This window comes from Actinomycetota bacterium (assembly GCA_036280995.1).
GTDB lineage: Bacteria > Actinomycetota > CALGFH01 > CALGFH01 > CALGFH01 > CALGFH01.
Map to the genome: position 1 here is coordinate 1 of DASUPQ010000726.1, position 7,214 is coordinate 7,214.

A 7,214-nucleotide genomic window follows, 5' to 3' on the forward strand; every position below is an offset into this window, starting at 1 on the left:
CGCACCGCCCACGCCGGGCGGGTCGGCGAGCCGGAGGCTGTTCGGCTTCCCGGGCGTTTCGAGTACTTTTATCTGCAGGAGTATCCGAAGGTGGTGGCGCTCGTTTATGTCCTGTTGGGCAGCCGCGCCGGGGCTGAGGACGTCGCCCAGGAGGCCTTCCTGCGGGCCTACCGGGACTGGGAGCGGGTCGGCTCCTATGAGCATCAGGCCGCCTGGGTCCGGCGGGTGGCCGCCAACCTGGCTACCTCCGGGCTGCGGCGGCGGCTGGTCGAGGCCCGGGCGCTGACCCGGCTCGCTGGTCGGAGGCAGCCGGCCGTGGCGCCGCTGGCGGCCGACAACGCCGAGTTCTGGGCGGCGGTGCGGGCCCTGCCGCGACGGCAGGCCCAGGCGGTGGCGCTGTACTACTTCCAGGATCTGGCGGTCCAGCAGACCGCAACGGTGCTGGGCTGTAGCGAGGGGACGGTCAAGGCCCATCTCGCCAAGGCCCGCCGAGCGCTCGCTGGCCGGCTGCAACCTGAACCACCGGAGGACCGATGAACCTCGATGCCCGCGGCCGTCGGGCAACCCAGGGGGCGCTCGGCAGCGTCACCCGGGTCGATCCGGTCGCTGGACTGGCGGAGCTGCTGCGCCGCCGGCGTCGCCGCCGCATCACCCGGGCGGCCACCGCCCTGGCCGCCGTCACCGCGTTGGTCTTGGTCGTTTGGGTGGGCGTCCGGCGATCCGAGCAGGTCATGCCCGTCGTCAACCCGCCGCCGGGCTCGCTGGGGCGGGTCGTGGCCGCCATCCCGGTTGGCGCCAGCCCCGTCGACGTCCTGGTCAGCCAGGACGCGGTGTGGGTGGCCAACGCCGCCCAGGGGACGGTGTCGCGCGTCGACCCGGCCACCAACACCATCACCCAGACGATCCGGGTGGGGCGGAACCCGATCCGGTTGGTGGCTGGATTCGGGTCGATCTGGGTCGCCAACGACACCGAGCAGACGATCTCCCGCATCGACGCCCGCACCGGACAGCCGCAGGCCACCATCCCGACTCCGACGCTGGGGCCCAATCAGCTCGCCGTGGGGGCGGGTTCGGTGTGGGCCATCGCCGGCTACTCGCTGCTGCGGATCGACCCGGCCACCAACCAGGCGGTCTTCGTTGACGCTGACTGGGAGCTGGTGGAGGGGGGACTCACCGTGGCCGGCGGGTGGGTCTGGCTGTCGGGGACGGGCCCCGCGGGCGTCCAGCCGATCGTTCGGGTGGACCCGGCGACCAACCGCGAGGCCGACACCATCCCAACCGAGGCCGAGGGCGCGCTGGCGGTCGGCGGGGGCACGCTGGCGGTCGGCGGGGGCAGCGTCTGGCACGCCGGGATCACCACCCAGACCATCTACCGGCTCGACCCCAGGTCCGGACGTACGCTGGCCCAGATCCCGATCGGGGTGGTCGCCAAGCACCTGAGCACCGCGGATGGGTCGCTCTGGGTGGGCAGCGACAGCGGTCGGGTGACCCGCATCGACATGGCCACCAACAAGGTCACCGGCACCTTCCAGGTCAGCGGCCGCGCCCCGGCCGTGGCGGCGGGGCTCGGGTCAGTCTGGATCGTGGACACCGCCCACGCGGCCCTCCTGCGCGTCCAGCCAGTCCCCTAGCATCGCGGGTTGCTTCCACGGGCGGCGGCCAATACACGCAGGTGAATCCAGCATCGGCGACATCTGAGGTAGACCCGCTCTTCCGGTGACAGGATCTGGGCTGTGCTGGCAGCCTGGCCGGATGAGACCTACCGCCGCAACGCCCGAGGTCTGCGCGACCGTCAGGCATTCGAAGCCGTCCGGATGCAGGCCGGCACATTGTCTGCCGCTGGCCGCTCCCACGCCGAGATCGCCCCGCATCCTCGGCGTGGCCCGCCAGAACGTCAGCCGCTGGCACGCCCGCTGGCAAGCGGGTGGGCTGCAGGCGCTGGAGAGCCGCGGGCCAACCGGGACCGCCCGCGCCTGTCTGACCAGCAGCTCCACGACCTGGACCAAGCGCTGCGCCCGGGCGCCCGCGCCCATGGGTTCGACACCGACCACTGGACCCTGGTCCGGATCGCCACGGTGATCGAGCGGCTGACCGGCGTGGCCTACGATCCCGGTCACGTGTGGAAGCTGCTGCGCCAATCCGACGCAATGCTCGCCGCCGCCGGGCCGCGAAAGAGGTCACCGCCGCGGCCGAGCGCGGTATCCCGCGGATTCGCAGCACTCATTGGTTGCCCTTCTCGTTTCTGCGCCACTGTGGCCTATCGCTGTGGTGAGGACGAGCAGGTCACCGTGCGGTGAACGCCACGAACGCGCAGATTTGTACGGTTTTTCTGATCCACTCTGCGTAGGTTTCCTACGGCTAAGAGCACCATTCCTCGACGAGGGCATTGCCGTAGATTCATCCGGCTACGCTGCTCAACGGGGGAGGGCGGGGATCATGCCGACACGACGTGCTTTCCTCAGGCTGACCGGGGCGTCTGCGGTCGGGTGGTATGTGGCCACGCAGTCGGGCTGGACCCAGCGCGCCATCGCCCAGATCCCAGGCGGGACGCTGGACCCACACAAGGTCCCGAAGTTCCAGACCCCGCTGCTGATCCCACCGGTGATGCCCAAGGCTGGGACCATCAAGCAGCGGGGTGGCAAGAACGCCGACTACTACGAGATTTCGGTCAAGCAGTTCGCCCAGCAGATCCTGCCTGCCGGGCTGCCGGCCACGACCGTCTGGGGCTACGGCCCGGTGAGCGGCGCCGGCAGCAACCGGCCCCTGCTGATCCACAACGCGCCGTCGCTCACCATCGAGGCCCGCTGGAACCGACCAGTCCGCATCAAGTGGCGCAACGACCTGGTGGACGCCAAGGACCAGTTCCTGCCCCACCTGCTGCCCGTCGACCCGACCCTCCACTGGGCCAATCCGCCTGGAGGCGCGACGGGTCGGGATCATCGTCCGACCTTCGGCTCGACCCCCGGTCCCTACACCGGTCCGGTGCCGATCGTGACCCACCTCCACGGCGCCGACGGTGTCGGTGACGAGAGCGACGGCTACGCCGAAGCCTGGTACCTGCCCGACGCCACCAACATCCCGGCCGGCTACGCCACCGAGGGCACCTGGTACGACTTCTTCGCGGGCAAGGCCGCGGCCAGGTTCGGGGTCAGCTGGGGTCCGGGATTCGCCACCTTCCAGTATCCGAACGACCAGCGCGCCGCGACCCTCTGGTACCACGACCACACCCTGGGGATGACAAGGGTGAATGTCTATGCCGGCCCGGCCGGCTTCTACCTCCTCCGCGGGGGGCCGGTGGGCGACGATGCGGTCTTGGACCGCCGCACCGGCCGACCGGCGGTGCTGCCGGGACCGGCGCCCAAGGAGGGCGACAAGTTCCCGTCCAACAAGACCTACCACGAGATCCCGATCGCCATCCAGGACCGGTCCTTCAACACCGACGGGTCCTTGTTCTACCCGGACACCCGCGCATTCTTCGACGGGATCGAGGGCCCCTACATTCCCGACACCGACGTCTCGCCGATCTGGAACCCCGAGTTCTTCGGCAACATGATCATGGTCAACGGCAACACCTGGCCGTTCCAGACCGTCGAGCAGCGCCGCTACCGGTTCCGCCTGCTGAACGGCTGCCAGTCGCGGTTCCTGATCCTGGACTTCGGCGATATCCCCGGCGTCCAAGTCTGGGCCATCGGGAATGAGGGCGGCTTCCTGGCCGCCCCGGTCAACCTCACCGCCACCAACGGCAACCGGCTCCTGATCGGGCCGGCCGAGCGGGCCGACCTGATCGTGGACTTCACCGGCGTGCCGGTCGGCAACCACGTCCTGCGCAACGCGGGGCCGGACGAGCCGTTCGGCGGCGGCGTCCCAGGCGTGGACTTCCCGGCCGCCGATCCCGCCACCACCGGTCAGGTGCTCCAGTTCCGGGTCGTGCCGGCCGTGGCCGCCGATCCGACGACCCCGCCACAGTTCCTGGATCTGCCTCCCGTCGCGGCGCTCCCGCCTGCGACGGTGACCCGGCCGCTGGCCCTGCTCGAGGAGATGTCGACGCAATTCGCCGACGCCCCGACAGCGGCGTTGCTTGGGACCGTGGCCGGTAACCCCAACGTCGCTGGCGGCAGGTGGACCGCGCGACCCTGGATGGACCCGGTCACCGAGAACCCGGCCGTGGGCGCGACCGAGGTGTGGGAGTTCTACAACGCGACCGGCGACGCCCACCCCATCCACATTCACGAGCGGACCTTCGCGGTCCTGGACCGCCAGGACATCGTCGTGGACGAGGAGGACGAGACGGTCCGGGTCGTCGAGGGGTCGGCGCCGCTCCCGCCCGAGTCCTGGGAGAGCGGGTTCAAGGACACCGTCATCGCCTATCCGGGGCAGGTCACCCGGATCAAGGCGACCTTCGACACCCCGGGCCAGTTCGTCTGGCACTGCCACATCCTCGAGCATGAGGACAACGAGATGATGCGGCCGTACCGGATCGGGCCGGTCCAGCCCGGCCAGCCCACCTGACCACGCCGACGCAGGCCAACCGCCGACCCACCACCACACCCGTTCGGACTTATCGCCGGCGACGACGGTGCGGTTGCTCTCATGCCGCCAGGCTGCCGGCCCAGCCCTGATCCTGTCGCCGGAAGAAGCGAACCTCTTTTAAGCGCTAGCGCGACCCACTGGGTATAGCTGCGGCCCCGAGGACAAAGCGCCGTCGTCGCGGATGACGAATTGGTCGCCAAAGCGGTCACAACGCTCTGTGGTTACTCCAGGACATTGCGACCGTGACGCTCGCCCGTGACCTGCGTAACCTGCGCCTGGCGCACAGCGGGCGATCCCAGTCTGGCCTGTTTGCCCACCGGGTGGTGCGATATGAATGCCGTACTGCTACGCGATGCAGGCCAGGGCGGTCCACGCCAACTGAGAAAGCAGCGTCACTGGCGGCACCTGACGAACCAAACCGGAGAGCTTGACAGCCAGCTTCGCCTTCTGGTGCCGATGCGCGAAGCCAACAGCGCGACTGGTTGTCTAGCCGAACATGTCTTGCCGTAGCCAGTAGTGAAGCAGCTCCGCCCAGGTCGTCTTATCCACCTTTCCATTCACTGGAAGGGCTCGGTCTTTCTGGAACCACTCGACAGCGTCCTTGGTCTTGGGTCCCCAGTCTCCATCCTCGACAAGTGGGTCAAGGCCGTACAGGCCCGTGGCATTCAGCATGTGCTGCAGACGTTCCACCACCGGGTCGGGCGGCGGCAACTGTCGTGGCAGGAGGGGCAAGCTAACGGTCACCTGGACCTCACCCGGTTGTGCAGCACTCATTTGCGATCCTCCTTCCGCCTCGCTGGCGGACCGGTGGGTAGGTGCGACTCGCAGCCTGATGATGGTCCCACCCACAAGATCGCGGCAAGGCCGAGCGTGGCCAGCGGCCAAGCGTCCAAGGCCATCGCGGACACAAGGCGTCGGACCCTCGGGCGGCCTTGGATCCCCGTCGCCTTCGGGCATGTCAGGGCCTGACTGGTTGCTCCCTGGAGCTGCCGAAGGTGCACCCGGCGCACGGCTCCCGACAGGCCGCCTCCGCGCCCGGAAGCCTGTTGTCCTCGCGGTGGCCGGCCCAACCGCCATGTCCACATCAGGATCTACCGCACGGACAGCCCGGCGGTCAGCAGCTCGTGGCTGCAGACCGGCTGGATCGCATCAACTCCTACGGGGAAGCTCCTGACCTGCCTGGGTCTCGCTTGGGCTCGAAGGAGCCGGTCACCTCTTGCCCCCCGGAGCGGCCCCGCAGCCGTCTCAACTATGAGGATCCGGTGGCGCCAGTAGACTCACCGGATGGACACCGACGGCCGCCCCGCCGACCGGGGCTACGCCGCCGGCGCCCGCGCCGGGCTGCCGTTCGCGGTGGCCACCGTCGTGCTCGGCGTGTCGTTCGGGGTGCTGGCCCGCCAGCTCGGCTGGGGCGTCGCCGCGCCGATCATCTGCTCGGCGGTGGTGCTGTCGGGGTCGGCGCAGTTCGCCGCCGCCTCGATCCTGGGCGCCGGCGGCGGGGTAGGGGCCGCCACCCTGGCGGCAGTGTTCGTCAACGCCCGGTTCCTCCCGATGGGGCTGGCCCTCGCCCCCTCCCTGGTCGGCGGCCGGCTGCGCCGGGCGGCCGAGGGCCAGCTGGTGATCGATGCCTCCTGGGCCCTGGCCAACCGCGGCGACGGCACCTTCGAGCGCAAGTACCTCATCGGCGCGACCGTACCCCAGCTCAGCGCGTGGATCGCCGGCACGGCGCTGGGCGCGGTGGGCGGTGGCCTGCTCGCCGACCCCGAGGCCCTCGGCCTGGACGTGGTGTTCCCGGCGTTCTTCCTGATCCTGCTGGCCGAGGAGCTGCGCGACCGGCAGGCGGTGGCCGTGGCGGTGGCCGGCGGGCTGGTGGCCCTGGCCTTGGTGCCGTTCGCGCCGCCGGGCATCCCGGTGGTGGCGGCGTGCGCGGCGGCGCTGCTCGGCCTGTGGAGGCGCCGGTGAGCGCGGTCTGGCTGACGATCATCCTGGTCGCGGTGGCCAGCGCCGCCATCAAGGCGGCCGGGCCGCTGCTGCTCGGCGACCGCCAGCTCGGCCCACGCGCCACCGTGGTGGTCGCCTCGCTCGCGCCCGCGCTGCTGACCGCGCTGGTGCTGGTGGACACCATCACCGCCGGGCGGCGCCTGGTGGTGGACGCGCGCCTGGCCGGCGTGGCCGCGGCCGGGATCGCGCTGCTGCTGCGCGCGCCGATGCTGCTGGTGCTGGCCGTGGCGATCGCCACCACCGCGCTGGTGCGCTTGCTGGCCGCCTAGAGACTGCCGGTCGGTTCTCACTCCAGGATATTGCGGCCCCGATGCTCGCTCGTGGCCTGGGTGGCCTGCGGCTTGCACAGCGCTCAGGCGGTCCTAGTCCGCCATTACCTGGAGTAGCGCGGGGGCCAGCCGCCCTCGCTGGCAATCCCTGTGGCAATCCGGTTGTTGTCACGGAGCCGCCCGCGATGCCACTGGTCGGACGGTGATCCCGATCCGACCTGCGGCGATGCTTGAGAGCGTCACCAGTCGGACGGGCCGTGTCGCACTTCTATCCGTAAGGTGCAGGTTCGAGTCCTGCCAGGGGCGCCAAAAGCCCAGCTCAGAGGCCTGCAGCGTCAGTCGTCGTTGTTGCCTTGCCGGCCCTGCTGGTCATTCCTTCGGCGTCGACCTTGGCAATGATCGCCACGCTGGGGC

At 70.2% G+C, this 7,214-nt stretch carries 7 protein-coding genes; 6 read left to right on the forward strand and 1 reads right to left on the reverse strand.

Annotated elements, in window-relative coordinates; translation table 11 throughout:
* The 4 genes from VF468_24350 to VF468_24365 all read left to right on the forward strand — a co-directional run.
* Positions 1-537, forward strand: a 537-nt coding sequence (locus VF468_24350; GenBank protein HEX5881420.1) for a sigma-70 family RNA polymerase sigma factor, incomplete at its 5' end; no start/stop codon positions are given.
* Complete coding sequence (locus VF468_24355) at positions 534-1,631, forward strand: hypothetical protein (GenBank protein ID HEX5881421.1); 1,098 nt, start codon at positions 534-536, stop codon at positions 1,629-1,631. The genes VF468_24350 and VF468_24355, both read left to right, overlap by 4 nt.
* 102 nt (positions 1,632-1,733) lie before the next feature.
* Complete coding sequence (locus VF468_24360; GenBank protein ID HEX5881422.1) at positions 1,734-2,297, forward strand: winged helix-turn-helix domain-containing protein; 564 nt, start codon at positions 1,734-1,736, stop codon at positions 2,295-2,297.
* A gap of 139 nt (positions 2,298-2,436) precedes the next feature.
* Positions 2,437-4,509 carry a multicopper oxidase gene (locus VF468_24365; GenBank protein HEX5881423.1) on the forward strand — a complete coding sequence of 691 codons (2,073 nt, stop codon included), beginning with the start codon at positions 2,437-2,439 and terminating at the stop codon, positions 4,507-4,509.
* A 507-nt stretch (positions 4,510-5,016) separates the two neighbouring features.
* Here the strand turns inward: VF468_24365 and VF468_24370 are convergent.
* Positions 5,017-5,304: a peptidoglycan-binding domain-containing protein gene (locus VF468_24370; protein HEX5881424.1), complete on the reverse strand. Its 288-nt coding sequence runs from the start codon at positions 5,302-5,304 to the stop codon at positions 5,017-5,019.
* Between the two features lie 510 nt (positions 5,305-5,814).
* Between VF468_24370 and VF468_24375 the strand changes: the two genes are divergently transcribed.
* Together VF468_24375 and VF468_24380 are read left to right on the forward strand one after the other, a co-directional pair.
* Complete coding sequence (locus VF468_24375) at positions 5,815-6,492, forward strand: AzlC family ABC transporter permease (GenBank protein HEX5881425.1); 678 nt, start codon at positions 5,815-5,817, stop codon at positions 6,490-6,492.
* The gene (locus VF468_24380) at positions 6,489-6,800 is read left to right on the forward strand and encodes an AzlD domain-containing protein (protein ID HEX5881426.1); all 312 of its coding nucleotides are present in this window, start codon (positions 6,489-6,491) and stop codon (positions 6,798-6,800) included. The genes VF468_24375 and VF468_24380 overlap by 4 nt, the downstream gene beginning before the upstream one ends.
* The last annotated feature ends 414 nt before the right edge of the window (positions 6,801-7,214 follow it).

Bases quoted from the DNA above. Each gene is read 5' to 3' on its own strand.
- VF468_24355 (HEX5881421.1), top strand. From the start codon at position 534: ATGAACCTCGATGCCCGCGGCCGTCGGGCAACCCAGGGGGCGCTCGGC.
- VF468_24365 (HEX5881423.1), top strand. From the start codon at position 2,437: ATGCCGACACGACGTGCTTTCCTCAGGCTGACCGGGGCGTCTGCGGTC.
- VF468_24370 (HEX5881424.1), bottom strand. From the start codon at position 5,304: ATGAGTGCTGCACAACCGGGTGAGGTCCAGGTGACCGTTAGCTTGCCC.
- VF468_24375 (HEX5881425.1), top strand. From the start codon at position 5,815: ATGGACACCGACGGCCGCCCCGCCGACCGGGGCTACGCCGCCGGCGCC.